The sequence below is a fragment of the Paenibacillus sp. J31R34 genome, assembly GCF_059383715.1.
The window spans coordinates 39,285-64,997 of sequence record NZ_JBXENU010000017.1; the positions used below are offsets into that span (position 1 = coordinate 39,285).

Below are 25,713 nucleotides of genomic sequence, written 5' to 3' on the forward strand. Positions count from 1 at the left end.
TGTTCTCAGCTTTCCGCGGTAATTTCCCCGGTACGGGTTAAATCATACCCTTCGATAGCTCCCAGCTCCTGCTTGAAGCTTTGCGACTGTAAAATGCGAATGACCGCATGAATAAAAACTTCATTGTCCGGCTTCTTCAACATAACCAAGTCATATTGCTCCTGAACAAGCGGAATATAGGTAACGCGGGAAACGTTCGCTGCAGCCCTCTCCGTTCCAATACCCACATCGGCTTCGCCTGACGCAACCTGCGCAGCTACTCCAAGATGATTCGTCTGCTCCTGGTCATAGCCCGTTATGGAAGCTGCCGGAATATGGTGCAGCCTCAGCTGCTCATCGAGCAGCACGCGTGCGCCGGCACCGCGCTCCCGGTTGATGAGGCGCAGTCCCGGCTTCGCCAAATCGGCCCAGCTTGCCAGCTTAAGCGGATTTCCCTTTTGTACGAACAAGCCCGCGCTTCTCGTCAGCAAATGCACAACGATATAAGGTGCTCCAATCAATAGTTTACGAATATAGGGAACGTTATATTCCCCTGTATCGCCATCCAGCAAATGCGTGCTGACAATGTCAGATTCTCCTCTATACATCGATACTAGGCTGTCCATACTGCCGACGTAGGAGCGCAGCGGGCGCAGCCCCAAGCCCTCCCGCTCGATATGCTTGGCCAGAATATCTAGGCTCATATCTTGTCCGGTAATGACGATAGGACGTCCCCCGCCAGCAGCTGCTGAGGCAGCGCTTCTGTCCGATAAATCCTGTGCGTACACGTGTGGAGTACCTTGATGCTGGGAAGCTGTTGACTTGCTGGCAGGCATATTAGCCTGGAGGCCTTTAGCCCGCAGCTTGTATGCTTCCAGATCGGAAGCATCAATTCGCATCTGCTTCCCTACCCGGTAGGACGGCAGCTCTCCTTTTTTAATTAAATCGTATACCGTGAGCTTGGAAATTTTTAATAGCTTGGCGATTTCTTCAGTTGTATATGAGATGTCAGCGGACATATTGGATCTCCTTAGCCTCGCTCAGCCTAGGTTGCGGGCTGAATTTGGTCATTATTTTCATACCTTTAATTGTAGCATAATATATTTCAAACATCCCATCTCCCTTTACAGTAGAATTGACACCAGTCTATAATGATATTTAGATATAAATAGATATAACAAACCATATTTGGAGGAGAGTTTATGTTTACACATTTCAAGAAACCTGCTGTACTATTTTTCATGTTGGCTGTGCTGCTAGTATGCGCGGCGTGTGGCGCGAACAATACCGGAACGGCTGCAACGGATACAAGCACAAGCAGTCCTAGCCCTGCTGTTGTAGAATCGGCATCGCCGCAAGCGAGCGAAGCTGCCGCACCTATCGAAAACGAAGCTTTAACGATTTCCGCTGCTGCCAGCTTGACGGATGCCCTGCAAGAAATCAAGCAAGCTTATGAAGCTACAAATCCATCCATTTCCTTAAACTTTAACTTCGGCGCTTCTGGCGCATTGCAACAGCAAATCGAGCAAGGAGCTCCCGCTGATTTGTTCCTTTCGGCTTCTTCCAAAAACCTGAAGGCGCTCGTTGAAGGCGGCTTTATTGCCGAAGATCAGCAAAAGAAGCTGCTGGCCAATGAACTCGTTATTGTAACGGGAGCTGACAGCAAAGTTCAAGTAGCAGCTATTGCTGATCTCAGCCAGGATACCCTTGGCAAAATCGCAATCGGTATTCCAGAAAGCGTTCCTGCCGGCAACTATGCAATGGAAGCATTGACGAACGCGAAGCTGTGGGATAGCCTGCAATCCAAGCTTGTCCAAGCGAAAGACGTGCGCCAAGTACTGCAATATGTAGAAACAGGCAATGTAGACGCTGGTTTCGTCTATCGTACAGATGCTTTGACTTCCGATAAAGTCACAATCGCTGCGGCTGTTGACCCGGCAACTTACACACCCATTGTATATCCAATCGGTATTGTAAAAGAAACAAAGCATCAAAGCGAAGCAGAAGCTTTTTATGCTTACCTGCAAACAGCCGATGCGATGAACGTATTCACTAAATACGGGTTTTCCGCAGCGCAATGATTGGGGCTGGCATAGATTGGCCCGTATTTTGGACGCCGATCCGGCTTTCACTACAGGTTGCCTTACTATCGAGTGTTGTAACCCTTTTGCTTGGAGTCCTCATTGCAAAATGGATGTCAAAAGCCAAGTTTAAAGGCAAGCTGCTGCTTGAAACGCTATTCATGCTGCCGCTCGTGCTGCCGCCTACAGTCGTTGGTTTCCTGCTGCTTGTGTTGCTGGGCCGAAGGGGCTGGATGGGCAAGCTGATTGAATGGGTATTTCATGCACCAGTCATTTTTACCTGGTGGGCGGCGGTTATCGCTTCCATTGTCGTTGCCTTCCCCCTCGTCTATCAGACGATGAAGGTTGGCTTCTCAGGAGTAGATCATCATCTTGAGGATGCGGGCCGCTCCATGGGCGGCAACGAATGGCAGATTTTTCGCTATATTACGCTGCCGCTTGTATGGCCATCACTTATCAGCGCTTATATACTCGGCTTCGCCAGAGCGCTCGGTGAGTTTGGCGCTACGCTCATGATTGCTGGCAACATTCCAGGTGTTACGCAGACGGTACCAACCGCGATCTACGTCGCCGTAGACGGGGGAAATATGACGATGGCTTGGGCTTGGACGATTGCCATTGTTCTAATTTCCTTCCTTATGCTGGCGTTCACCCGAAGAAAGACCGAATAGCCGTATAGAAAAAATAAGCATAAAACAAGCCGTGCTTCTCTTCAGCAGAGAAACACGGCTTGTCTTACTGTTAACTGGTTACCGTTCACTGTTTATCAGGTATCCGTAACCCTCCGTAACCCGTAAACAGTTATTGGCTAACGTATAAAATGCTCCAGCGCCTTATTCAAATCCTCCAGCGTTTTCTTCTCCCCATGGTGAATCGCATCCACCACACAGCTTTCCAAATGATCCTTAAGCAGCAGCTTGGCCGCATTATCGAGCGCCTTGCGCACTGCCGCGATCTGCAGCAAAATATCCGAGCAGTCACGTCCGTCAGCCGTCATTTCCTTCACCGATCGAACATGCCCTTCAATACGGGCCAAGCGATTAATAATTTGTTTGCGATGCTTATGTTCATGCGTATGTGTATGCGTGTGTGTATGATCCTGCTCCAATTTACATCCTCCTCTACTCACCTCGAGGGATCGCCTGCTTCGCATGCAGTCGAGACTTGAAACGCTGCATCAAATAAACAGATCGCATCAGTTGATCAATCGCGCTGACCAGCCAGACGCCTGCAATACCCATCTGAAAATGCAAGCACAGCACATAAATGCCCAGCACTCGTATTCCCCATATACCAATGATTGTACTATACATGGGGCTCTTCGTGTCGCCTGCCCCTTGTAGAGCGCCTGCAATGACTAAGCTTATCGCCAGAAACGGCTGAGCAAACGCATCAATTCCGAGGGCAGTACGAACCATCTCAACGATGACGATATCGCCTGTAAACCAACTTGCAGCTATTCCTGAACCAAGCCAGAATACAATGCCTATTAAGGTCATGAACACAACGGCTATCCATGCAGTCAGCAGCCCATATTCATAGCTATCCCGCGTTCGCCCCGCTCCCAATTGCTGACCGACAAGCGTTGTAGCCGCTACCGCCAAGCCATAACCGGGCAAATAAGATAGCGCAATGACATTGCCTGCTATCAGATGCGCAGCGTATACTTCGGTACTAATCCGAATAACGAGTCCTAGATAAAACATTTGTCCGACGCGCATAATCAGCCGTTCTGCGGCGGCGGGCAAGGCTAAGGCTAATAGCGGATACGTGTAGCTCTGCGCAGATTGCTTTTTAAATAGGGAAAAAGAAAGCTTTGATTGCTGTATATATTTGTACAACACCACTGTTCCAATAACGCGGACTATGGAGGTCGCCCAGCCTGCACCGGCAATTCCCCAGCCTTGCCAGCTCCCAATGCCAAATATGAGCACATAATCCAGCACAATATGAATGAGATTGACCCATATGCCAACGATCATCGGTGTTCTCGTATCGCCCGCAGAACGCAAAATGCTGCCGAAGATCGCCATAAGTGATATAAACAAGGAAGGCACCGCTACAATTTGAAAATAGATGACTCCCTGTGCCAGAACATCCGGAGACGCTCCCATTAAACGCAAAATAGACTCCGCGAAAAATAAACTAACGAGCCCTAACGCTAGGCCTGTACACGCCGATATCCATGTCGACTGCCTTGCAATGGCCTTCGCTTTGGCGAAATCCCCTGCTCCTACTGCTCGGGCTATTAGAGAGGAGGTTCCAATTCCCAAAGCCATAAATAACGCTATATAGACGGCTATAACGGTGTTTCCAACCCCAACGGCAGCCACCTCATTCAGACCGATTCTAGATACAAATAACGTATCGATAAATCCAACTATAGTGAGCAAAAAATTCTCAATCATCGTCGGCACAGCAAGCGCCAATATGATCTTTATTTTTTCCCGCCGTGTCGTTATTCCGATCTGATGGGCTTCCAGCATCACATCTCAAGCCTCCCGATTGTTTCGCATACTCCCCTCATCTTATCCCCCTAGGGGGGTTATTGTAAAGAAAATCCCACCTCATTCCTTCTTAAAATTAAAGCTTTACTTATTACATGCCAATATGATAGCCTTATTTCTACAGATATAGAAATACTATTGGAGGAGGGGCTAGACCATGGAGGAACAGGAAGCAGCGCAAGCCGCCGTAAAAGTTTATAAAGCGCTCGGAGAACCGACTCGGTTTAAAATCGCTCAACTGCTCGCCAAGCAGCCTGACCAATGCTGCAGCATGCTTGGACAGCAATTAGAGATGGTTGCAAGCTCTACGCTTTCCCATCATTTGAAGCAGCTGTCCGAATGCGGCCTGTTAAAGATGCGCAAGGAAGGTACGTTTATTTACTACAGCCCGGATATGGACGTTATACAGAAATACGCTCCTTATTTGCTGGTGTAATTTTTTTGATTTTAATTTCTATATTTTTAGAAATATAAAAATATAAGTGGAGAGGACTATCATCATGCTGTCAAACACGTGGAAAATTTATTTGCTTGCTTTAATTAGTTTTTTGGTTGGAACTTCGGAATACGTCATTGCGGGGATACTGGATAAAATCGCGGAGGATATTGGCGTATCAGTCAGTGCCGCAGGCCAGCTCATCACCTTCTTCTCGCTTACTTACGCGCTTGGCACCCCTATTCTGATGGCCATGACGGGACGGATTGAACGCCGCAAGCTGCTCATGTATGCGATGGTCGTCTTCGTGCTTGGCAACTTGCTTGCCATCGCTCTTCCAGGCTTCGGCTATTTCATTGCCGCACGCATCATTATGGCGCTTGGGGCAGGCGTCGTCGTTGTAACATCACTAACACTTGCTACAAAAATGGCACCGCCAGGCAAACAGGCCAGCGCACTCGCTACCGTCGTAACGGGGTTTACTGCCGCGCTTATCATCGGCATTCCAATTGGCCGTATGGTAGCAGCCTCTTATGACTGGAAAAGCGTCTTCGGTGGCATCGGCGTACTCGGTTTGCTTGCCATCCTTATTATTGCATTTGCTATTCCAAGATATGATGGCGAGCCTTCTGTACCGCTGCGTGAGCAGCTGGCTCTGCTCAAAACTCCAAAAATAGCCGCTGCTCTAGGGGTCACCTTTCTATGGATAGCCGGCTATTCGATTCCCTATACGTACATTTCGCCCTACCTTCTACAAGTCACTTCTATGAGCGAAAATACACTAAGCATCGCCTTGTTCGGTTTTGGGGTAGCCAGCCTGATTGGCTCCAAGCTAGGCGGCTTCAGCACAGATAAATGGGGCGTGAAGCGTACGTTAATGGGCGGCATGCTCGTTCATGCTGCTGCTCTGCTGCTCATTTCCTTCAGTTCCAGCTCTTCCGCTATTGTCTTCCCGCTGCTTATGCTGTGGTCATTTGCTGCTTGGTCATCAGGACCTACACAGCAATACAATTTGCTGACGCTTGCTCCGGGCGCATCGAGCATTATGCTCAGCCTGAATACTTCCGTACTGCAGCTGGCGATGGCTGTCGGTGCAAGCGCAGGCGGACTAATCGTCGCCAAAGTCTCCTTGCCTAGCATTACGTGGATTGGCGCATTGGGCGTGTTGCTTGCTGTGATTTTGATTGTGCTTTCACGCAAGCTGGCCAGCAGCCACGAGCAAGCATCCGTTCCCAGTGTCGCCCCACAGGCTTGAAATAACGTGAAATGACTTGCAATGATTAGTAATGTATTTGCAAAGTTCTCTTCATCTTGTTTTAATAAACAACCTCTATACTAGTACTCAACCCCCCTTTTAATTAATATAAATGCCTAGACCCACAGCCCGTTGCTGTGGGTCTCTTTTTTTTCTTTTATTCATCCTACACGAATCACCCATCGTAAATAGGCACAAGGTGAAATGGTTGTCGCCGTCCTCTGGCGGCGCGGCGCGTTTCATTCCGAGAAATATAGAGAAAGGATGGGAAGATCATATGCTTTCCTATATTTTAAAAAAAGAAGCCTGCCGAGACGAATCTCAGGCAGACTTCTTTTGAATAGAAAAATCTATTCTGTAGTGTACGGCAGCAATGCTACTTGACGCGAACGTTTGATCGCAACAGTCAGCAGACGTTGGTACTTCGCGCTTGTTCCAGTTACACGACGTGGCAAAATTTTGCCGCGCTCGCTGATAAACTTTTTAAGCAGGTCCGTGTCTTTATAATCAACTTTAGTGATCTTGTTCACGGTGAAGAAGCAAACTTTACGGCGTTTGTTACGTCCGCCTTTGCGACCGCCGAATTTGCGTTCTGGACGCTCTCCGTCTCCGCCATCTCTTGGCTTAAAGCTCATTCGAATCCATCCTTTCAATTAAAATGGCAAATCATCCTCAGATATATCGATCGGTCGACCATCATCCGAGAACGGATCACGGTTGTCGTTACGTGAGTTGTTACTGGAGCGGCCGCTATTGTTATTACTGTTGTTGTTGTTGCTGTTATAGCCGCCTCCGCCTCCTCCACCGTTACCGTAGGAAGAACCGCCTCCGAAAGAACCGCCTCCGCCGCTCATGGCACCGCTCTCTTCACGCGCTCCGCCCGCATCCTTGTTGGATTCCAAGAAACGGACGTTGTCAGCGATTACTTCCGTCACATAGACGCGCTTGCCTTCGTTGTTCTCGTAGTTCCGAACCTGAATGCGACCTTCAACCGCCGTTAAGCGGCCTTTGCGCAAGTAGTTGGCGCATGTCTCGGCTAGCTGACGCCACGTGACTACCGGAATGAAATCCGCTTCACGCTCGCCCTGACCGCTCGTAAACGGACGGTCAACTGCTATTGTAAATTGCGCTACTGCAACGCCAGCAGGCGTGTAACGCAATTCTGGGTCTCTCGTCAATCTACCAATAAGTATTACACGATTCAACATCGTCTCTGACCTCCCAATCGATCAATCCTTGGCTTCAACTAAGCTACGTCTCTGACGACCAAGAAGCGGATAATTTCATCCGTAATCTTCAGGATACGGTCAAGTTCGTTAACGACTTCCGTAGTTCCGTTGAAATGAACCAGAACGTAGTATCCCTCACGAATCTTGTTGATCTCATACGCAAGACGGCGTTTACCGCTAACATCTTGTTTCGTAACTTCTCCACCATTGGAGATGATGCCATTAAATTTCTCAACGACAGCTTGAAGAGCTTCTTGCTCAACATCAGGACGAACAATGTACATCACTTCGTATTTGCGCATTATGTTTCACCTCCTTTTGGACTAACGGCCCCATAAATGGAGCAAGGAGCGAGGTTCTTACTCGCATCCTCTAACTATACCAAATATATAGCCCAAAAACAAGCTTCTATTTCCTCCCGTTATCTGGTGTTCATGAACGTCCAGCCCTCGGCTCATATTAATGTAGCGGGCAGACGATTTCATTATGCTTGCAGGCTTATGTCATGACGTCATAACGACTTCAATGGCAATCCACATCATGTACTGGAGGTTATTTACGATGGGCGAAGGAACATTGTTTTCCGCTGGCGATAAGGCGCCGAATGATGGCACTTACATCGAGGATGGCGTCAATTCCTTTCATCAAGGCATTCAAAACCCGCAGAAGGTAAAGCTAAGCAAAGGTCAACGCTTCCCGGACAACTCGAACCACGAGCGCAAGTGGAAGCGAATGGGCCACTAAATTTCAAAAAGAATGTATAGCTTTCGCCCAGCGTGGGCATTCTAATTTATGACGGTGTGAAGAGAGGTGTGGTTCCGTTGGACTTCATAGTGCAAGGGCTGCTACAAGAGGAATTTGTCCACTGAGCTTTAGAAGCGGAGGGTTGTGCCAAAGACAATGTCCGTAACACACGCACACTTGTCCATTTCCAAAAGTAAAGCGGTATATGCCGCCAGCCAAAAGAATGGACAGGTCAGTTAACGAATACGCAGCAGCGGAAACGTTGGTACTGATTGAATAGTGATTGCTCCCATGTTTCTGTTGTAAAGTAGTGAGAAAATGTACTCAATCGATCAAACACCGTCAGGAGAAGGAGCTCGCAAGAGCTCCTTTTTCGTATGTTTATTTTATATTATAAAATGCCCGTTCCATGGTAAAGTAATCAGAGTATGGCTTAATTGATTTGCACAAAGGTGGGTATTATCTTGCATTTTGTATCAGCGAAGCAGCATCCTTCCTCTGCTTCATTTATTCGCTTGTATGTTTTGGCCTTTTTCTTTTTCGCAGCCAATTCGGCTTTAACGATTATTTTGCCGCTCCGAAGCGAGGCAGCCCTCATGAATCAGGCGGAGATCGGCTTCATTATGGGAGCCTATATGTTTACATGTATGCTCTTCAGACCTTTTGCCGCACAGCTAATTGGCCGTTTTGGCCCACTTTCCGTTATGAAATGGCTGCTTTGTGCCCATGCTGTCCTCCTTCTCATTTATACCGTTAGCGGAACGGAGCAATACATTTGGCTCAGAGCGCTGCAGGGGGCTATCACGGCTTTTTTCTCCATGACGATGCAGGTAGGAATTGTTGAATCTTTGGAAAATAAAGATCGGGCTCAGGGGTTGTCCATGTACACCTTGTTTACAATGGTTCCGTCACTTGTTATTCCGATCGCCGCTTTACAAATATGGCAAAGCGACAGCCAGCTGCTATTCGCCTTGCTGATGATCGTGCTGGCTGTCGGTCCCCTGCTCGTCTTCTACCGCGCGGCGCTTCCGGAACGGACTGTACAGGATAAAACCTATACGCTTCGCGATATGGCTGCTTCCCTGGGCACGATTTGGACGAGTCCACCCTTGCTCATTAGCAGCATCATTATGCTGCTGGCTTCCTGCGTGTTTGGGGCTACCGCGACCTTTCTACCGCTGTTTATGTTAGCAGCCGGCTCAGGGGATGCCGGTGTATATTTAACGATACAGGGCCTGGTCGTCATCACCTGCCGCTTTGTTTTGCGCAAAAGAATCCCGTCCAATGGCAGCTGGAATACATGGCTCATGGCTGGGATGCTGCTGTCTGCTGCGCTGGGGAGCCAACTGCTGGCCATGCTGGACATCGTAGGTGCTTTTGTATACGTGTCTGCCGTATTTAATGGCTTCGCCGTTGCGCTGCTCTATCCAACGCTGACAACCTATCTCTCTTTTATTTTGCCGGAGAAAACCCGCTATGTGCTGATGGCGATTTTTTTATCGTCCTACGACCTCGGTTTTTCCCTTGGTGGATTCGCAATGGGCATTCTACTGCAAAGCAGCTCTTACCCTGCCATGTTTACGTGCTGTACCCTGTTATCCGTAGCAGCTGCAACTATTATTATTCTGTCCAAAAAAACGATGGAAGCGAAGCCAGCTCCTTAATGGACTGGCTTCATTTCATAATAAGCACAACAAAAAAAGCTGATTTCCGCTTAAAGCAGGAATCAGCTTTTTCATAGATAACTCTATAGTATTACAATCGCCGTAACAGCGCATATGTGCGAGAATGGCGGAGAAGGTGGGATTCGAACCCACGCACGCTTTGACACGCCTAGCTGATTTCGAGTCAGCCCCCTTGGGCCTCTTGGGTACCTCTCCGCATATAAGAAGATCTTAACATATTTGCAGCTTCGATGCAACTACAACCTCTTATATTTTTATGCCGTTTGCATGCAGCCGATTCGTACCTATTTGCATTTGCTGTGTGCGTGCGTGCCCAAAGGAATATTGCCCAATAAAGGTGGAATGCCATACTGCGAATAAATAAAGCGCCCACAGCTTCCGCGAGTAATCACCCTTGCCCTCCCGGTGCTGCATCAGCATTAGACGGGCGGCATGGACATTAAACCACTGCGGCACAAAGCTAATTTGCTCCAGCATTTGATCTCCAATCTTTCCATGCAGCCACTTGCGGAGCGGGATCGGAAATCCAAGCTTGGGCCGCTGCAATAGCGGCTCAGGAAGAATGCCTCGCATCGCTTCCCTCAGCACGTATTTGGTCGTGCCGTTCGCCAGCTTGTATTCGGCTGGAATTTTGCGAGCCACCTCAAACACCTCTTTATCGAGAAAAGGAACGCGCAGCTCCAGCGAATGCGCCATGCTCATTTTATCAGCCTTCATCAAAATATCGCCCGGCAGCCAGAAGTTCATATCAATCAACTGCATACGAGTCACATCATCTAGATGGCGGCTATTATAATAAACGTCGCTTGTTAATGAAGCCGAAGGCTGCATCGCCTCAAAACGTTCCGGATTAAGCAGCGTGATTTGTTGTTTATCTTTTTCGTTAAACAGCTTGGCATTTCCGTAAAAACGCTGCTCAATCGGCGAGAAACCGCGTAGCAAATAGTTTTTTCCGCGAAAAGCGAGCGGAACCCGCTCCACCATTCGATGCAGCCGCGACTTCATGCCGTCCGGCAGCCATGAGACAGGCCGTAACGAGCGTGGCTCGCCATAGATCCCATAACCGCCGAACAGCTCATCTGCCCCCTCTCCCGACATGACGACCGTTACCTGCTTTCCTGCCAGCTGAGATAGGCTGTATAACGCAATAGCTGACGGATCGGCAACGGGCTCGTCCATATGCCATACTGCTTTTTGCGTATTTGCAAAAAATTGCTCCGGCGTTATTTCCTCTTCATAATGCTCGGAGCCAATTACATCGGCCGCTGCCCGGGCATATTCATTTTCATTTCGCTCTCCTGCAAAGCCTACCGAGAAGGTCTTCGTTAGCTGCTCCTGCATCGATAACGCTGCAATCGCCGACGAGTCGATTCCGCCTGATAAAAAACTGCCAAGCGGCACATCACCCTGACCATGCAGCTTCACCGAATCGCGAAGCACAGCTCTAATTTCCTCTATAAAGGTGCCTATCGGCCGCTGCTCCGGTTCAAAAGCAGGCTCCCAGTAACGCCGCTTGGTTATCCTGCCTTCCCGATCAACAAGCATAAAATGCCCCGGCTCCAGCTTCTGGACCCCTTTAAACATCGTCTGCGGCTGCGGTACGTACTGAAAGGTCAAATAGTGCATCATGCTGGCATAATCCACATGCGTAGCTTGCCCGCTAACAGCCAGAAGCCCCTTTATTTCTGATGAAAAAAGAAACTGATGCTCCTCCTGCGAATAATAGAACGGCTTTATCCCAAAATGGTCCCGCGCCGCAAACAGGCGCTGTTCCTTTCTATCCCAAATCGCGAAGCTGAACATGCCTCTTAAATGGTGCACGCAATCTATTCCATATTCCTCATAGAGATGCACGATGATCTCTGAATCGGTACGATTGCGAAACTGATGACCTTTGCTTTGCAGCCGTTGTCTCAGCTCTTTATAATTGTATATCTCTCCATTAAAAATAAGCCAAACCTGTCCATTTTCATTGGTCATTGGCTGGGCTCCAGCTTCAATATCAACAATTGAAAGCCTGTTAAAGCCTAATGCTGCTCTATCCATAAGCTGGATGCCGGATTGATTAGGGCCTCGATGTCCCATCTGCTCCATCATGCTGCTAATCTCTCTATCCGTTGGATCACTTCCATTGCCGTATCGGATGATTCCGGAAATTCCACACATCGGCTTCTTTCCTCCACTCTCTCCTGATCGCTAAGACATAGTATTTCTAATGTCAAAACATACTATACGGAGCAAAAGTATCTGAAAGACGTCCACGTTGTTTCCAGGCTGTAAACAATGGAAAAGCCGAGAAACAAAAAAAACCTCCATCGCCTTTACATAAAAGGCTGGAGGTCACTCATTGCTGTAATCATTTATTCCGTCAATGATTTTTACTCAGAGCCCGGCTCAGACTGGGCCGGCGCTTGCCCACCATCAGCAGAAGCGGTGGAACGAAGCACTTTTTTCATATTTTTCTCAAACTTCGCCCGAGGTATTAATACACTGTGCTTGCAGCCTACGCATTTAATACGGATATCCATGCCCATTCGAATAATTTCCATTTCATTCGAACCGCAAGGATGCTGCTTTTTCATCTGGACGACATCACCAAGCTCAAATTGCTTACGCTCCATTTCTTTCTCCGCTCCTCTCATCGCGATGATAGGTAACCATGCGTGGATACGGTGTATCCATACCGTTCTCAACCAGCGCTTTCTTCACCTGCAAATTAATCTTCCTGGCCAGCGCATGCTGGGTATTAGGCAAGCATTCCGCTATGATACGGATTTTGACATCTGTTGCGCCCATCAGTTGAATACCGAGCACCTCAGGCGGTTTCGCAAGATTTTCATCCTCCAGCTTATCTACGGTTGCTTGGATAATGCTTGTCGCCCGATCTACATCTTCATCATAGCCGATCGAAACGTCCACGACAGCTACAGAGTTGCGCAAGGAGAAGTTCGTCACCTCATTAATCATGCCGTTTGGAATAATGAATATTTCCCCTGTCCAGCTCAGCAGTCTAGTTGTACGCAATCCGATAACCTCGACCGTTCCTTTAAACTGTCCAGCCTGAATGACATCGCCCACGGCAAACTGATCCTCCAAAATAATAAAGAATCCGGTAATAATGTCCTTTACCAAGCTCTGTGCGCCAAAGCCAATAGCCAAACCTACGATTCCGGCACCTGCGAGCAGCGGCCCCAGCTGAATGCCCAGCTCCGACATTAACAGCATGCCACCAATTAAATAGCAAGCGTACATAACGATATTTTTGAGCAGCCGTCCTACCGTAACCATTCTTCTAGTCTGCATCGGCAACCGGCTTGTTTGTTTATTTGATAATATACGATCAATCGATTTATTGACAATCCATATAAGCAAATGCGTAATAACAATAATGAGCGCTATCCGAAGCGCTGATTCGCCGAAGCGCTGCCAAGTTTCCACATTGGTCAACCACTCCATGAAGTTTTTGTACATGTTTAGTGTATTCAAGAGCTATTTCCTCCTACAGATTCACTTGTTCATATCCCGAATGAATAGGTTTAAAAATCCCTCTTATTTCAACGTTCTCAGACACAATGACCTGCTGCACCGTCTCCAAATCGTCCTCTGGAAAATGAATAGACAAGGCGCACCCAGCCGTAATCTCTTTAGGGGTTGGACAAATATCTATTTCAATCTCCGCATATTCGAGCAGCATTTCCGCGCGCAACGCCTGCTGTGTGGAATCAAAGGCAATCAACATAAGCCAGTTTTCTCCTCTCCCTCTTTTTACGCAACGTAATCAGTGGGTTTATGACGTATAAAATGGTTGTCCCATCCATATACTAGATAACATATTAGCTATAACGGAGGGATTCTATGAAACTTTCTTTTTTGAAGGATGTACCGTTGAAAGTTCCGCATACCGATACCAACGCCATGACGTTAATCGTAAACCGCCTCTCCCTGATGCTTAATGAGCTTTCAGGTGCCAGGCCGCTCATCATCGTATGCGTGGGTACCGACCGTTCAACGGGCGATTCGCTTGGCCCCATCATCGGAACCTCTCTCGCAAAATACAACAGCCCTTACTTTGCTTTATACGGCACGCTGGAAGAGCCGGTTCACGCGATGAACCTGACCGATACGTTGGCACTTATTCATCAAAACCACCACAATCCATTTATCATTGGCATTGATGCTTGTTTAGGACAAGTATCAAGCATTGGCTCCGTTCATATTGGGACGGGTCCGGTACGCCCTGGAGCCGGTGTTAATAAGGAGCTCCCGCCTGTCGGTGATATGCATATTACCGGCATCGTGAATGTGGGTGGTTTTATGGAATACTTCGTGCTGCAAAATACCCGTCTGCATCTTGTTATCAAGATGGCCGACCTTATTGCCTTTGGCCTTTTCTCCGCTATAATGGGCAGTAATCGCGTCATGCTTCAGGCTAGAGAGCAAGCCGCTTCAGCCGAATGATACAACCTACAGCTCTAGAATCGCCCTTTTTATTTCGCTTTCGCAATCGCCTGCAGCTCTTCCGGTGTTAACGGATAAGTTGATTGTCCGCCCTCTAACGGCTTGGCATACACATAAGCACTATCCCTGCTATGAATACTCGACACGACGACTCCGTCTTGCGCGGCATTTACAATTGCGATGGAGAAGCTAAGGTCGCTTCCTTGCTCCGAGAACGCATTATAGCGAATAATACCCAAGCGTCCCTTCTCCTCAAGCTGGCGCCGTTCCAGTTGCTCCAGTTGCGCCTCCACTGCTCTCGAATGCCTTGCATGCTCGGCTATTTCCTGCTTCAGACCAATAACGACTTCTTCAATATTCGTCACACCTGTATTGCCCATGACTTCAACATACTGCTTGCGCAGTTTTTTGAGCCTTCTCCCCAGAGAAATGACCCAAATTAAAATAATAAAAAGCAGCAGTACCAGTAATGCCAACAAACCGTATAAAGGGTTGTTCATCCAATCATTCATGTAAACCTTTCCGCCCCCAGAAATAAATCAAATTTTATATTGCGTACGTATTTCACGCACCGCATCAACGAGAGCACTCACTTCCGCCTCTGTTGTAAAATAACCCACACTCGCTCTAACCGCTCCTGTAGCCATCGTACCTGCGCTGGCATGGGCAAGCGGCGTACAATGAAAGCCCGCACGCACAGCGATCTGGTAATGCTGGTCTAAAATAAAAGACATCTCCGAAGGATCGATGCCTTCCGCTACAAAAGAAACCATACCCGTCCGCTGCTGACCAAGCTTCGGCCCAAGCAGCCTGATTCCTTCTACCGCAGACAACCCCTCCATCATCTGCTGGGTAAGCGTCCATTCCTTAGTATGGATTTTATGAACCGTCTCATTCAGAACATACTCCACGCCAGCCTTCAAACCAGCCAGACCTGGCGTGTTTTGCGTCCCCGCTTCATAACGATCCGGACGCACATGAGGCTGCTCAGCCGCCTCAGATTGGCTCCCAGTACCGCCATGGAGCATTGGAACAAGGTCTAGCTCCGGATGGATGTACAAGCCCCCTGTGCCCTGTGGACCGAGCAGCCCTTTATGCCCTGGGAAAGCAAGCATATCAATCCCCATAGCTTCAACGTCAATTTCTAGAATCCCTGCACTTTGAGCAGCATCCACTAGTAGCTTCACACCTCTTTGGCGGGTCAGCTCGCCAATTTCAGCTAAAGGAACAATGGTTCCCAGCAGGTTTGAACTATGGCTCACGATAACTAGCGTCGTCTGCGGCACAAGAGCATCCCGCACTTGATCAACCGTTATATTACCCTGTTCGTCCGCCTCTACGTAGGTGACCTTTATTCCGAGTGACTGCTTTAAAAACTCCAACGGCCGTCTTACGGAATTATGTTCAATTCCAGTAGCAACTACATGGTCGCCTTCTTTGAGATAGCCTTTTATCGCCATATTCAAAGCGCCTGTCGTATTCCCTGCAAATGCAATATCATTAGGGTTTCTCACCCGAAACAGTTTAGCTAATTGCTTTCGTGTATCAAACAACACACGGCTTGCCCGAACAGCCATTCGATGACTGCCTCTCCCCGGATTAGCTGCATCATGCAGCATAGCATGATTTACAGCATCAATAACCGAGTTAGGTTTCGGCCATGAAGTTGCAGCATGATCTAAGTAAATGATTTTTTCACCATCAGTATTCATCATCCATCCACTCCCACCATCACTAACGTTTCTTCTCATAACAATAGCATACCTTAGTTTAATCTTCAGGATCAAAGATTACACCTCGGGTATGCTATCTTATCAAGACTACGCCATGTATTGAAGCATCTCCAGAAGCCGTTCCAAGTCCTGTTTATTATAATATTGAAGCTCGATTTTCCCTTTATCCTTTTGCTGCTTAATTTTCACTGTTGTTTTGAAGCGTTCTCTGAGCGACTCCTCTAAGCTTTCAATATAAGGGTCACGCTTCTTCGTTTTGCCTTTGGCCTGTTTGCCGTCATTGCTGTCCTCATCCTTAATCGACTCCAGCTTCTGAATTGCTTCCTCCAGCTCACGTACGCTCCAGCCCTGATTAATAATGAGTTCGGCCAATTCCAGCTGCACCTTCAAATCTTTAATGCCTGCCAGTGCACGGGCATGTCCCATGGAAATTGTTCCACGTGAAACATTGTCTTTAATAGATTCTGGCAATGCCAGCAATCTCACGAAGTTAGCAATATGCGATCTGGACTTGCCTACTTTCATAGAAAGCTCTTCTTGGGTCAGCTTGAACTTGTCCATGAGGTTCTGATAAGCTATCGCCACTTCTATCGCATTTAGATCTTCACGCTGCAAATTTTCAATCAGCGCAATTTCCATAACCTGTTGATCCGAGAACGATCTGACAACTGCCGGAACAGTCGCATTGCCGCAAAGCTGCGATGCTCTGAATCGACGTTCGCCCGCAATAATCTCGTAGCCCTTCATTACAGTGCGAACAATAATAGGCTGAATGACACCATGCTGCTTAATCGATTCCGCCAATTCTTTTATCGACTGTTCATCAAATGTTTTCCGTGGTTGGTAAGGGTTTGGTCGCAATTGCGCAATTGCAACCTCAATGACTTTATCATCATCGTTTACCGAAAGCGATGGAATAAGTGCATCCAGACCTCTACCTAGCCGCTTGCTCATACGTAATCACTTCCTTCGCCAGTTCAAGATATACTTCTGCACCCTTCGATTTGGGATCATACGTAATGATCGCTTGTCCATGAGAAGGCGCTTCACTTAAGCGCACATTACGCGGAATAATCGTCTGGTATACCTTCTGTTGAAAGTATTTCTTCACTTCTTCAATAACCTGAATGCCCAGATTCGTTCTGGCATCAAGCATCGTAAGCAATACGCCTTCAATTTGCAGCGTTGTGTTTAAATGTTTTTGCACCAATCTTACCGTATTCAGAAGTTGGCTCAAGCCCTCCAGGGCGTAATATTCACATTGAATTGGAATAATGACCGAATCAGCAGCGGTTAAGGAATTAATGGTTAATAATCCCAAAGATGGTGGGCAGTCGATTAAAATATAATCGAACTGATCTTTTAATAAATGCAGCGCTTTCTTTAAACGAACTTCTCTGGAAATAGTTGGAACCAACTCAATCTCCGCCCCAGCAAGTTGAATGGTGGCAGGGATAATTTTTAAGCCAGGAATTTTCGTATCTGCCATCGCTTCATGTGGATCGATATCATTTACAAGCACATCATAAATACAGCTTTCAACATCTGCCTTATTAATACCTACTCCGCTAGTCGTATTGCCTTGCGGATCAATATCAACAAGCAGCACCCGTCTGCCAAGCGTCGCCAGACAAGCACCCAAATTAACTGATGTCGTCGTTTTGCCGACGCCACCCTTCTGATTCGCTATTGCTATAATTTTAGACAAGTCTTTCACCTCTATACTCTGTGTAAAAGCTATTAACAAAGAAGCAATATAAGCGGTAACCGTCCAGTAGCGGGACATCGCCTAGTAGTAATATTAGCATAAATGGATTCGCCGCCCTCAGCAAGCAGCGAGGACGGCAGCAGTTAAATCTATTATCGCATTTAATAGTATCTACATGCAAATGAGGATTTAAGAGTCCCTTTAACGAATCATACGCCTAACGTTTAGGAATGTGAATCACAATTTCATAATGATCCTCATGATCCTTCTCATTTGTCTTAATTTGCAAGCCAGAGCCTGACACCATCTCAATAGACTGTCTAATTGTATTAAGAGCAAGCCGAACATCTTTCGTAAAAGATACCCGTTTTACTTTTTTAGCTTTAACTGTTTCATTCAGAAAAGCAATTCGAATTTCCGTTTGCTTTACATTGAGTTCTTTGGTAATAATCTCTTCCAGCACTTGAAGCTGGAGCTCTTCAGTAGGCAGAGCCAACAATGCCCGTGCGTGACGTTCGGTAATTTTACGTTCCATTAACGCGCTTTTAACTACATCATTAAGTGCCAGCAATCTTAGCTTATTGGCAATCGTTGATTGGCTTTTCCCCAATCGCTGCGCCAAGCTTTCCTGCGTCAATTGATGCAGCTCGATCAGCTTCTGGTAAGCAACAGCCTCTTCAATAGCCGTTAGATTTTCCCGCTGCAAATTTTCGATTAACGCGATAGATGCCGTTTGTGAGTCATTAAACTCGCGAATAATGCCTGGTATCGTATCATAACCAAGCTTCGTTACAGCACGCCAGCGGCGTTCACCCGCAATGATTTCATAACGGTTATTCCGCATCCGCACAACGATAGGTTGAATAATGCCGTGCGTCTTAATCGTCTGGCATAATTCATCAATTCGATCATCATCAAATATGGACCTTGGTTGAAATGGACTCGTGTCGATTTCATTAACCGGAATTTGTTTAACCTCTTCATTGTTGTTACTGCGTTGGTCATTCAAACCAAACAAACGAGAAAGATGCTCTTTCATTTATCCACTACCACCCGATCAAGAAACCGCTCCATTACATTAGCAGAGCCAGCTTCAAAGATGTGCTGCCAAATAACAGTCTTGCTTATATTCTGTTCCACTTCAATAGAGACTATCGGAAATGGTTACAGAAGGCTACAAATGATTTTGAATACAAGGTGAAACGGCTGTGTCCGTCCTTTGCGGCGCGGCGCGTTTCATTCCGAGAAATATAGAGAAAGGATGACCAAAATATATACTTTCCTATATTTCAAGCGTAAACGGTTGTCACCGTCCTCTGGCGGCAAAGCTACCGTTTAACAATGAGATATGCGCCGATTATAAGAGGATAACTTGTACATTCTTATATTTAAAAATATGTGTGCTGTTCTGCAAAAATAAAGAGCTTCCTGCTATTTTGTTCTCTCTATTATTTCTACTTGCCCCTAAGTATTTCCTGCTTGACAGCCTTGAATGCTAAATAAAAATACAAGCAGAAATCTGGAAATAGCAAGCAATGTTTCACGTGAAACATCCCTAAACTTACCATTTCCATTTATCTGCCTCAAGCTTAAATTCTATAATAAGTAATCGTGTAGATCGTGTTTATAAAATAGGCTGTTTTAGTGGTGTTCCCGCTTTACGGGGATATTTGCGCGGAGTTGCTTCACGTTTCTCAATCAGCACAATATGCCGTTCGGATTGTTCGAATGGTAATGTGAAGCTGTGCTCGGAACGGACAGCAGCTTTCAGCTCCTTCAAGCTGGTCCCCGCTTCCCGAACCTCTTCCTCACTTTGTGAACCTTTCATCGCTGCGAACAGACCGCCCTTGCGTACAAAGGGCAAACAAAACTCATTCAGAACATTCAGCCTGGCAACAGCCCTTGCTGTTACCAAGTCATAGGCATCACGATGACCTTGCAGTCTACCGATATCCTCCGCACGTCCATGAACACAGCTGACATCATCAGCAATACCCATCTGCTCTGCCAAAGCATTAAGAAACTGGATACGTTTATTCAAGGAATCAACAATCACTATTTTCAAATGCGGGAAGCAGATTTTTAGTGGAATGCTCGGAAAGCCTGCACCAGAACCAATATCCGCTATTTTATTGACTGCTTTCATATCGATAAAAAAAGAAAGGGAAACCGAATCATAAAAATGCTTTTCATATACGGCTTCACGTTCTGTTATACCGGTCAAATTCATGCGTTCATTCCATTCGACCAATAAGCGATAATACGTATCGAACTGATCAAGCTGATGCTGGGATAAGGCAATTCCCCGCTCTTGCATCAGCTTTGGAAACCACTCTGTCGTCTGTTCCATCGTTTGTTCTTCTATCCTCTCGCCGCTACAACGCGGTTATAATGCTCTAAATAAACGAGCAGTATGGAAATATCAGCTGGCGTTACGCCAGCTACCCTGGAAGCCTGACCGATGGACAACGGTCTGATGTCCGACAGCTTTTGCTTCGCTTCAGAAGCAAGCCCCTGCACATCGAAATAATCGATATCATCCGGTATCCGTTTTTTCTCCATTTTGCTCAGTCGTTCAACCTGCAACAGCTGCTTCTCAATGTATCCGGCATACTTAATTTGAATTTCAACCTGCTCCTTCATTTCCTCTGTCAAAGCAAGCTCTGAAGGCGTAATGCTTTCCAGCATCGCATACGTAATTTCTGGACGGCGCAGCAGCGATAACGCATCTACCGTAAACGGGATTTCAGCTGATTCCGCAGCTTTTAATACGGGTAGCGCTTCCTCTGGTTTCACTTTTGTCGTGCGCAATCTTTCAATTTCTTGTTCAACCAATGCTTTTTTATTCAAAAAGCTTTCATAACGCTCTTCCGAAATCAAACCAATTTCATAGCCAATTGGAGTCAGACGCAGGTCAGCGTTGTCATGGCGAAGCAGTAAGCGATATTCTGCACGGGAAGTCAGCAAGCGATAAGGATCATTCGTCCCCTTCGTTACTAGGTCATCGATCATTACGCCAATATAGCCTTGGGAACGCGCAATAATGACTGGTTCTTTCCCTTGCACTTTACGAGCAGCGTTTATGCCTGCAATAACACCTTGGCCAGCCGCTTCCTCATAACCGGAAGTACCGTTGATTTGTCCAGCTGTGAATAACCCGTCAACGACCTTTGTCTCCAATGATGGCCATAGCTGTGTCGGCACGACTGCATCATATTCAATCGCATAGCCATTGCGCATCATTTCAACTTTTTCCAAACCTGGGATTGATCGTAAAATGCCCAATTGGACATCTTCCGGCATGCTTGTGGAAAGTCCTTGTACATAATACTCCGACGTATGCAGACCTTCCGGCTCCAGAAAAATCTGATGCTTTGGCTTATCGGCAAAACGCACAATTTTATCTTCGATCGACGGACAATATCTTGGGCCTGTGCCTTCAATTGCTCCCGAAAACATCGGTGCACGATGCAAATTATCGTTAATGATTTTGTGTGTTTGCTCCGACGTATAAGTCAACCAGCATGGAAGCTGCTCATTATTGGAGGAAATCGTCTCATGTGAGAAAAATTTCGGCTGCTCATCGCCCGGTTGAATTTCTGTCTTTGTAAAATCAATTGTATCCTTGTGCACGCGTGGCGGCGTACCGGTTTTGAAACGTACCAGCTCGAAGCCATGCTCCTTCAGACTTGCTGACAGCTTCAGCGAAGGCTGCTGGTTATTCGGGCCGCTCTCATACATCAGCTCACCCATAATGATTTTGCCGCGCAAATAGGTGCCTGTTGTCAGGACGATCGTCTTCGACCGATAGATCGCGCCTGTTTTCGTCACAAGCCCCACTATTTTGCCTTCCTCCACCATCAGTTCTTCTGCCATTCCTTGGCGCAGCGTCAGCTTTGGCGTCTCCTCAATCGTCTTTTTCATTTCATGCTGGTAGGCAAACTTATCCGCCTGTGCGCGAAGCGCGTGAACCGCAGGCCCTTTGCCTGTATTCAGCATCCGCATTTGAATAAAGGTTTTATCAATATTACGGCCCATTTCACCGCCTAAAGCGTCCAGCTCACGAACGACATGCCCTTTGGCCGGTCCGCCAATCGACGGATTGCATGGCATGAAGGCCACCATATCCAAATTTATCGTCAGTAATAACGTCTCACAGCCCATACGCGCTGCCGCAAGCGCAGCTTCGCTGCCCGCATGCCCCGCACCGATAACGATAACATCATATTGCCCTGCTTCGTATCCCATTCCAAGTACCTCCCAAAGCGCTGCTAGCCTGATGGATGTTCGTCCGGAGGCTATTGATCGCTTATTATTTGCCCAAACAAAATTGTGAAAAGATTTGATCAATCAATGAATCGTGGGCCGCATCCCCGAGAATCTCACCAAGCGACTCCCAAGCTGAACGCACGTCAATTTGCATCACATCAATCGGGATGCCCGCCTCAGCTGCCTCGATACCATCAAGCAGCGAACGCTGCGCCCTCTTTAATAAAGCAATATGCCGCACATTGCTGACGTAGGTCAAATCGCCGGAATCCAGCTTGCCTTCAAAAAACATTCCGCTAATTGCCTTCTCCAAATAATCCAGGCCCGCTTCCTGCAGCACCGACATGCGGACAATCGCTTCTGGGCTGAAACGCTTCTCGATTTCTTCCATGTCGAGCTTGCCTGGCAGGTCGGTTTTATTAATGACCAATACCACTTGGCGACCCGCCATTCGGTCCAGCAGCTCACGGTCATCGGCATGCAGCGACTCATTATAGTTCAGCACGAATAAAATAAGATCGGCTTCCGCAAGTGCCGTATGCGACCGCTCCACCCCAAGCTGCTCGACGAGATCGCTCGTCTCGCGAATGCCTGCCGTATCAAGCAGCCGCAGCGGAATGTTATTAAGCGTGACATATTCCTCTATGACATCTCGCGTTGTGCCGGGAATATCGGTCACAATCGCTTTATTTTCCTGCGCCAGCATATTAAGCAATGATGACTTGCCTACGTTCGGCCTGCCGACGATTGCCGTCATAATACCTTCTCTTAATATTTTGCCTTCATTTGCTGTTTTTAAAAGCTTAGCGATTTCATCCAGCGCAATTTGGCTTTGATCACGAATATAAGCCGTCGTCATTTCCTCGACATCATGCTCAGGATAATCAATATTCACTTCAATATGCGCCAGCAGCTCAATGACCGTCTGCCTGAGCGCTTTAATCCGCTTAGACAGCAAGCCTTCTGCTTGCTTGCGCGCGATGGAGAAAGCGCGATCCGACTTTGAACGAATAAGATCGATGACCGCTTCCGCCTGCATTAAATCGATGCGCCCGTTCAGAAAGGCCCGCTTCGTAAACTCGCCAGGCTCAGCTAATCGCATATCTTCCTGCATCAGCACCACATCGAGCACCTTCTTAACCGCGACTACGCCGCCATGAGCATTGATTTCCACAACATCCTCGGCTGTAAAAGAACGCGGCCCACGCATTAGCGTCACCAGCACCTCTTCAATCTGCTCGCCTGTAGCTGGATGAACGATATGTCCATAATGCACCGTATGGCTGTCTGCTTCGCGCAGATCGGTTCGGCTTTGAAATAGTACAGCTGTCCCGGCAACTGCATTCGGACCGCTTATGCGGATAATGGCAATACCGCCCTCTCCAACAGCGGTTGAAATCGCGGCTATCGTATCTTGTATCATTGTGTTCAGCACCTCTCAAATGGAAAAACAGCAATGACCATGGGAGCCATTGCTGCGAATCTGTTCTACCTTTATGACTTCAGGGCAATGACAATCCGTCGATGCGGCTCATCACCTTTGCTGTATGTCTTCACACGAGGATGATTTTGCAGCTGGGAATGAATGACCTTCCGCTCATGGGAAGACATCGGCTCCAGCACGACCTCTTTTTTCGTGCGAATTACTCTGCCCGCAAGGCGCTCCGACAGCTCTTCCAGCGTCTTGCGCCGGCGCTCGCGAAAATCCTCTGCATCAAGTACGATACGAAGATGACTGTCCGAATAGCGGTTTGCCACAATATTAACCAAGTACTGCAATGCATCGAGCGTTTGCCCGCGCCTTCCGATTAACATGCCGAGATCTCCCCCGCCTGAAATCGAAAGCTGCGTGCCTTCCCTCGTCTGCTTGCGTTCAACGGATACAGCTAGTCCCATTGTGCTCGCTACTTCCAGAAGGAACTGCTCAGCTTCACTTGTTGGATCAGGAATAAGCTCCAGTTCTACTTTCGCTTCTTTCACGCCGATCAAACCGAGGAATCCTTTGGACGGCTGCTCAAGAACAGCTACCCTCACACGATCCTCAGCCACATTTAATTGTGTCAAACCATTCTGTACAGCCTCTTCTACCGTTTTCCCTGATGCAACGATTTTCTTCATTTCGCGAGGGCCCCCTTACGTTTACCCTTACCTTTAGATTGTTTATCGTTGGTACCTGTATCGTCATTGCCTTTTTTCTCAGCATTGCGTACATACAAGAAATAGTTTTGAACAATTGTGTAAATGTTGCTGTAAATCCAGTAAAGCGGCAGAGCTGCTGGGAAATTAATCGCCATGACGAAAATCAATACTGGGAAAATGGCGAGCATAGCTCCCATACCAGGCATTGTTTGTGTCTGCTGCTTCTGCATCATCTTCGATTGGATGAAAGTTGTCGCCGCGGCGATAACGGGAAGAATGTAATAAGGGTCCTTCTCCCCTAGCTGCAACCACAAGAAAGCATGCGTACGCACCTCAGGGTTCATATAAATCGCATTATAGAGCGCGATAAATACAGGCATCTGTATAATGAGTGGCAAACATCCTGCCATCGGATTTACCTGATTGGCCTGGAACAGTTTCATTGTCTCTTCCTGCTGCTTTTTAGGGTCATCCTTGTATTTCTTCTTCATCTCTGCGATTTGCGGCTGCAAAGCCTGCATAGCCTTCGAGCTGCGATATTGCTTAATCGTCAGCGGCAAAATGGCTGTTCTTACAATAATGGTAATGAGCAGGATGGCCAAGCCATACGATCCGGCAAACCAATCTGCGAATGTATCAAGGGTAATCGCGAAATAGTAAACGACATTACGCTGCCAGAAACCGCCTTTCAGCAAGTCCTCCGTGCTCGTCGTTTGAGCTATCTCCGTCCCGCAGCCTGCAATGATTACCATAGTCATTAGCATGCCAAAAACAAAAAGCCATTTACGGTTTTCTTTCCGAAACAACATGAAAACTCCTCTCTTGAGAGCCGATGCTTCGCCTATCCAGCATTAAACGGTTTCGTCGCCATTCAGCACAAACTACGCAGTTTCGCATGAGATAAATCTGCATCGTTACAGACATATTTCCTATACCTTCTCATCCTTTAAACTATACCATAATTGGTAGGACAAAAGAAAGGAATGGCATAAGGTAATTTCGTCACCTATGTAACCGTTTTTAATATTAATGGGGATAGCCAATTCTATTATCCGCACACCTCTTACGTCTAAACGAAACGAACTGTCACCAATGGGCATAAAGCGGTCTCCGCTTAACGCTTGAGGAGCCCGGCCTTCCTTAGCACATGCATAATGCTTTTTTCCATCTGGCTCGTCTCCATCGCCACCGCAGGCTTTCTAACAATAATGATGAAATCGACCTTTGGAACGATCCTTGCCTCATTCAACCTGATGATTTCTTTAATGACGCGGCGCATCCGATTGCGAACAACCGCATTGCCGATTTTTTTGCTTGCTGAAATGCCCAGTCGGAAAGGCTCCGCCACAGGCTGCTTCGACCAATATACGACGAACTGCCCGTTGGCGAACGATCTGCCTCCCCGGTAGACCCGGCCAAAGTCGCTACGGTTACGCAGACGCAATCTTCTTTGCACGACTCCATTTCACCGTTCTTTCCTATATTATGTT

28 protein-coding genes and 1 tRNA gene are annotated in these 25,713 nt (G+C 47.3%); 7 read left to right on the top strand and 22 right to left on the bottom strand.

The genetic code is table 11. The features are described from left to right. Nucleotides 1-5: 5 nt before the first annotated feature. Nucleotides 6-998: a substrate-binding domain-containing protein gene (locus tag AC50YG_RS29920; protein ID WP_494832352.1), complete on the bottom strand. Its 993-nt coding sequence runs from the start codon at nt 996-998 to the stop codon at nt 6-8. Between the two features lie 183 nt (nt 999-1,181). Between AC50YG_RS29920 and modA the strand changes: the two genes are divergently transcribed. Beyond that, the gene (gene modA / locus AC50YG_RS29925; protein WP_494832355.1) at nt 1,182-2,060 is read left to right on the top strand and encodes a molybdate ABC transporter substrate-binding protein; all 879 of its coding nucleotides are present in this window, start codon (nt 1,182-1,184) and stop codon (nt 2,058-2,060) included. Next, nucleotides 2,057-2,731 carry a molybdate ABC transporter permease subunit gene (gene modB, locus AC50YG_RS29930; RefSeq protein WP_494832359.1) on the top strand — a complete coding sequence of 225 codons (675 nt, stop codon included), beginning with the start codon at nt 2,057-2,059 and terminating at the stop codon, nt 2,729-2,731. The genes modA and modB overlap by 4 nt, the downstream gene beginning before the upstream one ends. 137 nt (nt 2,732-2,868) lie before the next feature. Here modB and AC50YG_RS29935 read toward each other — a convergent pair whose 3' ends face one another. Then, the gene (locus AC50YG_RS29935) at nt 2,869-3,168 is read right to left on the bottom strand and encodes a metal-sensing transcriptional repressor (RefSeq protein WP_327204919.1); all 300 of its coding nucleotides are present in this window, start codon (nt 3,166-3,168) and stop codon (nt 2,869-2,871) included. Nucleotides 3,169-3,181: 13 nt separating this feature from the next. Beyond that, nucleotides 3,182-4,546 carry an MATE family efflux transporter gene (locus AC50YG_RS29940; protein ID WP_494832401.1) on the bottom strand — a complete coding sequence of 455 codons (1,365 nt, stop codon included), beginning with the start codon at nt 4,544-4,546 and terminating at the stop codon, nt 3,182-3,184. Nucleotides 4,547-4,724: 178 nt separating this feature from the next. On the opposite strand from AC50YG_RS29940, the gene AC50YG_RS29945 reads away from it, so the two are divergent. Next, on the top strand, nt 4,725-5,003 hold the full coding sequence (locus tag AC50YG_RS29945; protein WP_494832365.1) for an ArsR/SmtB family transcription factor: 279 nt from the start codon (nt 4,725-4,727) through the stop codon (nt 5,001-5,003). Between the two features lie 67 nt (nt 5,004-5,070). Further along, on the top strand, nt 5,071-6,258 hold the full coding sequence (locus AC50YG_RS29950; protein ID WP_494832403.1) for an MFS transporter: 1,188 nt from the start codon (nt 5,071-5,073) through the stop codon (nt 6,256-6,258). 350 nt (nt 6,259-6,608) lie between these two features. On the opposite strand, the gene rpsR is transcribed toward AC50YG_RS29950, so the two are convergent. The 3 genes from rpsR to rpsF are packed head-to-tail and all read right to left on the bottom strand — an operon-like array spanning nt 6,609 to nt 7,789. Further along, the gene (gene rpsR / locus AC50YG_RS29955; protein WP_099517875.1) at nt 6,609-6,893 is read right to left on the bottom strand and encodes a 30S ribosomal protein S18; all 285 of its coding nucleotides are present in this window, start codon (nt 6,891-6,893) and stop codon (nt 6,609-6,611) included. 18 nt (nt 6,894-6,911) lie between these two features. Further along, nucleotides 6,912-7,466 carry a single-stranded DNA-binding protein gene (gene ssb, locus AC50YG_RS29960; protein ID WP_341280271.1) on the bottom strand — a complete coding sequence of 185 codons (555 nt, stop codon included), beginning with the start codon at nt 7,464-7,466 and terminating at the stop codon, nt 6,912-6,914. A gap of 38 nt (nt 7,467-7,504) precedes the next feature. Next, the gene (gene rpsF / locus AC50YG_RS29965; protein WP_099517873.1) at nt 7,505-7,789 is read right to left on the bottom strand and encodes a 30S ribosomal protein S6; all 285 of its coding nucleotides are present in this window, start codon (nt 7,787-7,789) and stop codon (nt 7,505-7,507) included. A 259-nt stretch (nt 7,790-8,048) separates the two neighbouring features. On the opposite strand from rpsF, the gene AC50YG_RS29970 reads away from it, so the two are divergent. Beyond that, on the top strand, nt 8,049-8,231 hold the full coding sequence (locus AC50YG_RS29970; RefSeq protein ID WP_341280272.1) for a YjzC family protein: 183 nt from the start codon (nt 8,049-8,051) through the stop codon (nt 8,229-8,231). A gap of 464 nt (nt 8,232-8,695) precedes the next feature. Beyond that, on the top strand, nt 8,696-9,895 hold the full coding sequence (gene cntE, locus AC50YG_RS29975; protein ID WP_494832368.1) for a staphylopine family metallophore export MFS transporter CntE: 1,200 nt from the start codon (nt 8,696-8,698) through the stop codon (nt 9,893-9,895). 125 nt (nt 9,896-10,020) lie between these two features. On the opposite strand, the gene AC50YG_RS29980 is transcribed toward cntE, so the two are convergent. The 5 genes from AC50YG_RS29980 to AC50YG_RS30000 form a co-directional block, all read right to left on the bottom strand. After that, nucleotides 10,021-10,111: transfer RNA gene (locus tag AC50YG_RS29980), tRNA-Ser, on the bottom strand. Nucleotides 10,112-10,162: 51 nt separating this feature from the next. Beyond that, nucleotides 10,163-12,082: an asparagine synthase (glutamine-hydrolyzing) gene (gene asnB / locus AC50YG_RS29985; protein WP_494832370.1), complete on the bottom strand. Its 1,920-nt coding sequence runs from the start codon at nt 12,080-12,082 to the stop codon at nt 10,163-10,165. Between the two features lie 212 nt (nt 12,083-12,294). Then, a complete protein-coding gene (locus AC50YG_RS29990; RefSeq protein ID WP_473756090.1) occupies nt 12,295-12,537 on the bottom strand; it encodes a DUF951 domain-containing protein in 243 nt (80 codons plus the stop codon). Next, the gene (locus tag AC50YG_RS29995) at nt 12,527-13,402 is read right to left on the bottom strand and encodes a mechanosensitive ion channel family protein (RefSeq protein WP_494832372.1); all 876 of its coding nucleotides are present in this window, start codon (nt 13,400-13,402) and stop codon (nt 12,527-12,529) included. The genes AC50YG_RS29990 and AC50YG_RS29995 overlap by 11 nt, the downstream gene beginning before the upstream one ends. 13 nt (nt 13,403-13,415) lie before the next feature. Further along, nucleotides 13,416-13,655 carry a putative Se/S carrier protein gene (locus tag AC50YG_RS30000; protein ID WP_341280278.1) on the bottom strand — a complete coding sequence of 80 codons (240 nt, stop codon included), beginning with the start codon at nt 13,653-13,655 and terminating at the stop codon, nt 13,416-13,418. 116 nt (nt 13,656-13,771) lie between these two features. Between AC50YG_RS30000 and yyaC the strand changes: the two genes are divergently transcribed. Next, nucleotides 13,772-14,374: a spore protease YyaC gene (yyaC, locus tag AC50YG_RS30005; RefSeq protein ID WP_473756092.1), complete on the top strand. Its 603-nt coding sequence runs from the start codon at nt 13,772-13,774 to the stop codon at nt 14,372-14,374. A gap of 29 nt (nt 14,375-14,403) precedes the next feature. Here yyaC and AC50YG_RS30010 read toward each other — a convergent pair whose 3' ends face one another. The 11 genes from AC50YG_RS30010 to rnpA all read right to left on the bottom strand — a co-directional run bounded on the left by AC50YG_RS30010 (nt 14,404) and on the right by rnpA (nt 25,679). Beyond that, nucleotides 14,404-14,886: a DUF4446 family protein gene (locus AC50YG_RS30010; RefSeq protein WP_494832375.1), complete on the bottom strand. Its 483-nt coding sequence runs from the start codon at nt 14,884-14,886 to the stop codon at nt 14,404-14,406. Between the two features lie 27 nt (nt 14,887-14,913). Then, nucleotides 14,914-16,089, bottom strand: a complete 1,176-nt coding sequence (locus tag AC50YG_RS30015) for an aminotransferase class V-fold PLP-dependent enzyme (RefSeq protein ID WP_494832377.1) — start codon at nt 16,087-16,089, stop codon at nt 14,914-14,916. A gap of 105 nt (nt 16,090-16,194) precedes the next feature. Then, nucleotides 16,195-17,061, bottom strand: a complete 867-nt coding sequence (locus AC50YG_RS30020) for a ParB/RepB/Spo0J family partition protein (RefSeq protein WP_473756095.1) — start codon at nt 17,059-17,061, stop codon at nt 16,195-16,197. Then, nucleotides 17,042-17,815, bottom strand: coding sequence for a ParA family protein (locus AC50YG_RS30025; RefSeq protein ID WP_341280282.1), 774 nt, complete (start codon nt 17,813-17,815; stop codon nt 17,042-17,044). Before AC50YG_RS30025 ends, AC50YG_RS30020 begins: the two co-directional genes overlap by 20 nt. A 217-nt stretch (nt 17,816-18,032) precedes the next feature. Continuing rightward, nucleotides 18,033-18,854, bottom strand: coding sequence for a nucleoid occlusion protein (gene noc / locus AC50YG_RS30030; RefSeq protein WP_473756097.1), 822 nt, complete (start codon nt 18,852-18,854; stop codon nt 18,033-18,035). Nucleotides 18,855-19,439: 585 nt separating this feature from the next. Further along, on the bottom strand, nt 19,440-20,165 hold the full coding sequence (gene rsmG, locus AC50YG_RS30035) for a 16S rRNA (guanine(527)-N(7))-methyltransferase RsmG (RefSeq protein WP_494832380.1): 726 nt from the start codon (nt 20,163-20,165) through the stop codon (nt 19,440-19,442). Nucleotides 20,166-20,176: 11 nt separating this feature from the next. Then, the gene (gene mnmG / locus AC50YG_RS30040; protein ID WP_494832382.1) at nt 20,177-22,063 is read right to left on the bottom strand and encodes a tRNA uridine-5-carboxymethylaminomethyl(34) synthesis enzyme MnmG; all 1,887 of its coding nucleotides are present in this window, start codon (nt 22,061-22,063) and stop codon (nt 20,177-20,179) included. A 64-nt stretch (nt 22,064-22,127) separates the two neighbouring features. After that, nucleotides 22,128-23,507 carry a tRNA uridine-5-carboxymethylaminomethyl(34) synthesis GTPase MnmE gene (gene mnmE / locus AC50YG_RS30045; RefSeq protein WP_494832384.1) on the bottom strand — a complete coding sequence of 460 codons (1,380 nt, stop codon included), beginning with the start codon at nt 23,505-23,507 and terminating at the stop codon, nt 22,128-22,130. A gap of 71 nt (nt 23,508-23,578) precedes the next feature. Further along, nucleotides 23,579-24,202: an RNA-binding cell elongation regulator Jag/EloR gene (gene jag / locus AC50YG_RS30050; protein ID WP_494832386.1), complete on the bottom strand. Its 624-nt coding sequence runs from the start codon at nt 24,200-24,202 to the stop codon at nt 23,579-23,581. Beyond that, a complete protein-coding gene (yidC, locus tag AC50YG_RS30055; protein ID WP_341280287.1) occupies nt 24,199-25,032 on the bottom strand; it encodes a membrane protein insertase YidC in 834 nt (277 codons plus the stop codon). Before yidC ends, jag begins: the two co-directional genes overlap by 4 nt. 305 nt (nt 25,033-25,337) lie before the next feature. Next, nucleotides 25,338-25,679, bottom strand: coding sequence for a ribonuclease P protein component (gene rnpA, locus AC50YG_RS30060; RefSeq protein WP_338553775.1), 342 nt, complete (start codon nt 25,677-25,679; stop codon nt 25,338-25,340). Nucleotides 25,680-25,713 lie beyond the last annotated feature (34 nt).

Coding starts and splice junctions, on each gene's coding strand:
- yyaC (WP_473756092.1), top strand. CDS start 13,772: ATGAAACTTTCTTTTTTGAAGGATGTACCGTTGAAAGTTCCGCATACC.
- AC50YG_RS29990 (WP_473756090.1), bottom strand. CDS start 12,537: ATGGAGCGTAAGCAATTTGAGCTTGGTGATGTCGTCCAGATGAAAAAG.
- AC50YG_RS30010 (WP_494832375.1), bottom strand. CDS start 14,886: ATGAATGATTGGATGAACAACCCTTTATACGGTTTGTTGGCATTACTG.
- AC50YG_RS30020 (WP_473756095.1), bottom strand. CDS start 17,061: ATGAGCAAGCGGCTAGGTAGAGGTCTGGATGCACTTATTCCATCGCTT.
- ssb (WP_341280271.1), bottom strand. CDS start 7,466: ATGTTGAATCGTGTAATACTTATTGGTAGATTGACGAGAGACCCAGAA.
- AC50YG_RS29945 (WP_494832365.1), top strand. CDS start 4,725: ATGGAGGAACAGGAAGCAGCGCAAGCCGCCGTAAAAGTTTATAAAGCG.
- AC50YG_RS30015 (WP_494832377.1), bottom strand. CDS start 16,089: ATGATGAATACTGATGGTGAAAAAATCATTTACTTAGATCATGCTGCA.
- asnB (WP_494832370.1), bottom strand. CDS start 12,082: ATGTGTGGAATTTCCGGAATCATCCGATACGGCAATGGAAGTGATCCA.
- mnmG (WP_494832382.1), bottom strand. CDS start 22,063: ATGGGATACGAAGCAGGGCAATATGATGTTATCGTTATCGGTGCGGGG.
- rsmG (WP_494832380.1), bottom strand. CDS start 20,165: ATGGAACAGACGACAGAGTGGTTTCCAAAGCTGATGCAAGAGCGGGGA.
- AC50YG_RS29920 (WP_494832352.1), bottom strand. CDS start 998: ATGTCCGCTGACATCTCATATACAACTGAAGAAATCGCCAAGCTATTA.
- jag (WP_494832386.1), bottom strand. CDS start 24,202: ATGAAGAAAATCGTTGCATCAGGGAAAACGGTAGAAGAGGCTGTACAG.
- rpsR (WP_099517875.1), bottom strand. CDS start 6,893: ATGAGCTTTAAGCCAAGAGATGGCGGAGACGGAGAGCGTCCAGAACGC.
- AC50YG_RS29970 (WP_341280272.1), top strand. CDS start 8,049: ATGGGCGAAGGAACATTGTTTTCCGCTGGCGATAAGGCGCCGAATGAT.
- yidC (WP_341280287.1), bottom strand. CDS start 25,032: ATGTTGTTTCGGAAAGAAAACCGTAAATGGCTTTTTGTTTTTGGCATG.
- AC50YG_RS30000 (WP_341280278.1), bottom strand. CDS start 13,655: ATGTTGATTGCCTTTGATTCCACACAGCAGGCGTTGCGCGCGGAAATG.
- mnmE (WP_494832384.1), bottom strand. CDS start 23,507: ATGATACAAGATACGATAGCCGCGATTTCAACCGCTGTTGGAGAGGGC.
- modB (WP_494832359.1), top strand. CDS start 2,057: ATGATTGGGGCTGGCATAGATTGGCCCGTATTTTGGACGCCGATCCGG.
- rpsF (WP_099517873.1), bottom strand. CDS start 7,789: ATGCGCAAATACGAAGTGATGTACATTGTTCGTCCTGATGTTGAGCAA.
- AC50YG_RS29940 (WP_494832401.1), bottom strand. CDS start 4,546: ATGCTGGAAGCCCATCAGATCGGAATAACGACACGGCGGGAAAAAATA.
- modA (WP_494832355.1), top strand. CDS start 1,182: ATGTTTACACATTTCAAGAAACCTGCTGTACTATTTTTCATGTTGGCT.
- noc (WP_473756097.1), bottom strand. CDS start 18,854: ATGAAAGAGCATCTTTCTCGTTTGTTTGGTTTGAATGACCAACGCAGT.